2 protein-coding genes are annotated in these 3,382 nt (G+C 69.8%); one reads left to right on the top strand and one right to left on the bottom strand.

From position 1 onward, the window contains the following. Window positions 1-276: 276 nt before the first annotated feature. Window positions 277-1,275: a phosphomevalonate decarboxylase MvaD gene (gene mvaD, locus DJ81_RS00175; protein ID WP_094587881.1), complete on the top strand. Its 999-nt coding sequence runs from the start codon at window positions 277-279 to the stop codon at window positions 1,273-1,275. A gap of 409 nt (window positions 1,276-1,684) precedes the next feature. Here mvaD and DJ81_RS00170 read toward each other — a convergent pair whose 3' ends face one another. After that, a complete protein-coding gene (locus DJ81_RS00170; protein ID WP_094587879.1) occupies window positions 1,685-3,205 on the bottom strand; it encodes a deoxyribodipyrimidine photo-lyase in 1,521 nt (506 codons plus the stop codon). Window positions 3,206-3,382: the final 177 nt, after the last annotated feature.

The raw sequence follows: 3,382 nt of genomic DNA, 5'->3' as shown, positions 1-3,382 counted from the left end.
GCCCCTTTGAGTCCCACCCGACCCCGACCGCACAACACCTCACGCCTCCCCAGCCTCGTCGCTCACTTCGTCGCCGGCGCTTCGCGCCGGCTGCCCGTGGCGCTACGCGCCACGCCGTTCGCGACTCCCTCGCGCGTGCTCCTCGCGGCCGATGGCCGCTCGCAGGCACGCGCCACCGCACTTGTCTCGATCGACTCATCGTTTCGCAACGACTCTTCCACACTCACCCTCCCACTCATCGCAACGACTAATCCCCCGCCGGACGCTTCCCGAGGTATGACCGAGAAGGCCACCGCGCGAGCCCACCCGATCCAGGGGCTCGTCAAGTACCACGGGATGCGCGACCCGGAGCTCCGGCTCCCGTACCACGACAGCATCAGCCTCTGTACCGCCCCGACCGCGACGACGACGACGGTCGAGTGGCAGCCCGACGCGAGCGAGGACACGTACGTCATCGGCGGCGAGGCGGTCGACGGCCGGGCCGCCGAGCGCATCGATATGGTCGTCGACCACGTCCGCGAGCTGGCCGGCGTCGACGCCGCGGTCCGGCTGGAGAGCGAGAACTCCTTCCCGTCGAACATCGGCTTCGGCTCCTCGTCGTCGGGGTTCGCGGCCGCCGCGCTCGCGCTCGTCGAGGCCGCCGGCCTCGACCGCTCCCTGCCCGAGGTCTCCACGATCGCCCGCCGCGGCTCCTCCTCCGCGGCCCGGGCCGTCACCGGGGCCTACTCCCGGCTCGACGCCGGGCTCAACGACGAGGACTGTCGCTCGCACCGTCTGGACGTGGGCGTCGGCGAGGACGGGTTCGACCCCGAGGAGGACCTCCGGATCGTCGCCGCGCACGTCCCCGCTTATAAAGAGACCGAGGAGGCGCACCGCGAGGCCGCCGCGAGTCACATGATGCAGGCGCGGACCGCCCACGTGCAGGACCAGCTCGTCGAGATGACCGACGCGCTCCGCGAGGGCGACTTCGACCGGATCTTCGAGACGGCTGAGCACGACTCGCTCTCGCTGACGGCCACCACGATGACCGGCCCCGCCGGGTGGGTGTACTGGCAGCCGGAGACGATCCGAGTGTTCAACGCGGTCCGCGAGCTCCGGGAGGACGGCGTCCCCGTCTACTTCTCGACTGACACCGGCGCCTCGGTGTACGTGAACACGCTCGCCGACCACGCAGAGGAGGTCGAGAGCAGAATCGCCGAGATCGGCATCGACACCGACGTCTGGGAGGTCGGCGGCCCGGCGCACGTCCTCGACGAGAGCGAGGCGCTGTTTTAAAGCCAAATCGCAGTGCGGTGGCGCGTGCCGGTGAGCGTCCGAAGGACGCGAGGCGCACGCGCGAGGGACGCCGCGAACGCCCGGAGGGCGTGAGCGGCGAGGCTGGGGAGGCGTGAGGTACCGTTGCGGGGCGGGATTCGAAGGGGCAGTCGGGAGGACGAAGCACGACGAGGTAAGTACCGCAGGGAGCGAGCGAAGCGAGCGACTGAGGAACGCAACGAGTCGCGCGAGTCCTCCCGGCTGGGGCTTCGGAGACGTTCTCCCCCGATCCGCAATCACCTATTTATCAGCGACCGGCCAGCAATTTGGAAGTAATCACCGTCGATCGACTGGTAACTATTTATATACGAACGACCGGGGCTTTGGAACTGTTCGTCGTGACAGGCGCCCCGATTCGATTGCTGTCCGCTTATTCCTCCGGGTCTTCGCCGCGCGCCCGCTTGTACATCGCTAACGCCTCCTCGCGCCGCTCCGAGTGGTCGACGATCGGGGAGGGGTAGTCGGGCGCCGCGTTCGCGCGCTGCGTCGGCGAGAGCTCGTGCCACTCGTGGATGAGGTCGGCGTCGAGCCCCCGAAGCTCCGGGACGAATTCTTTGATGTACTCCGCGTCGGGGTCGTAGCGCTCCCCCTGCGTCATCGGGTTGAAGATGCGGAAGTAGGGCTGGGCGTCGGTCCCCGTCGAGGCCGCCCACTGCCAGCCGCCGTTGTCGTTGGCGGTGTCGTGGTCGGCCAGCCGCTCCCGGAAGTGCTCGTAGCCGTGGCGCCAGTCGGCGAGCAGGTCCTTCGTGAGGAAGGAGGCGACGATCATCCGCACGCGGTTGTGCATGAACGCCTCCTCGCGGAGCTGACGCATCCCGGCGTCGACGATGGGGTACCCCGTCTCGCCGCGCTTCCAGGCCGCGATCTCCTCGGGGTCGTCGCGCCACTCGATCCCCTCCTCGTACTGCTTGTAGTTATCCGTCACCACCTCGGGGTTGTGGTACAGCACCTGCGTGTAGAACTCGCGCCAGGCGAGCTGCTGCTGGTACTCCTCGACCGCGGCGACGGGGCCGTCGTCGTCATCGTCGCCCTCCTCGCCGTTCTCCTCGGCCCGCTCCTCCGCCGCAGCCATCGCGCGCTCGGTCGCCTCGTAGGCCTCGCGCACCCCGATCTCGCCGTATTTTAAAAAGGCAGACATACGAGAGGTCGACTCGCGGGCGGGGTAGTCGCGCTCCGCATCGTACGCGAACACCGCCTCCGAGAGGAAGTCGTCGAGCCGCTCGCGGGCCGCCTCGGTGCCGGCGGGACCCACCTCCGCGTCGGGCTCCGCGAAGCCCAGGTCGGCGGGGGTAGGCAGGTCGCCGACGGCGACGCGATCGGTATCGACGCCGCCGTCTGCGACGGCGCCGTCGTCGCCGTTAGCGGCCGCGGTCAGCGCGTCGACGTCGACGAGGTCCGCCGCTTCCGGGGTCGGCGCCGGCGGGTCGGTCTCTCGGTCGGTCCACTTCCGCCAGTAGTAGGTGTACACCGAGTACGGGTCGCCGGCGTTCGTCCGGATCGAGTCCGGCGTGTGCAACACCGCGTCGTGGTGCGCCTCGCGCTCGATTCCGGCCTCGTTGAGCGCCTTGCGGACCGCGGTGTCACGTTCGCGGGCGAGTCCGGAGTAGTCCCGGTTCCAGACGACGCGGTCGGCGTCGAGGCTCGCGGCCAGTTCGGGGAGCGCGGTCTCCGGGTCGCCGCGGGCGACGAGGAGGTCGCTCCCGCGGTCGCGGTAGTCGTCTCGCAGCGCCGCGAGCCCGTCGAGCAGGCGGCGCACTCGCACGTCGCTGGCGTGCGCGAGCACGTCGTCGTCGAAGACGAAGACGCCCGCGACCTCGCCCCTGTCGGCGGCGGCCGCGAGCCCGACGTTGTCGGCGAGTCTGAGGTCCCGTCGGTGCCAGAACAGCTCCATACGATACACACGGGAGCGAGCACCGTGAAACCACCGGCGGGGTCGCGGATCGACCGCCACGGTGTGGTCCACGGATCGACCGCAGTGGCGTCGTCCGCACACCGGCCGCCACGAGGTCGTCACCTGACCGACACCGACGACGTTCTCCGCGGTCGACTCACAGCTCCGGGCGGCCGG

The organism is Halorubrum sp. Hd13 (assembly GCF_002252755.1).
Taxonomy (GTDB): Archaea; Halobacteriota; Halobacteria; order Halobacteriales; family Haloferacaceae; genus Halorubrum.
Note: the sequence above shows the minus strand (reverse complement) of the source record. Positions and strands in the feature narration are given on the sequence as shown.

Bases quoted from the DNA above. Each gene is read 5' to 3' on its own strand.
- mvaD (WP_094587881.1), top strand. From the start codon at position 277: ATGACCGAGAAGGCCACCGCGCGAGCCCACCCGATCCAGGGGCTCGTC.
- DJ81_RS00170 (WP_094587879.1), bottom strand. From the start codon at position 3,205: ATGGAGCTGTTCTGGCACCGACGGGACCTCAGACTCGCCGACAACGTC.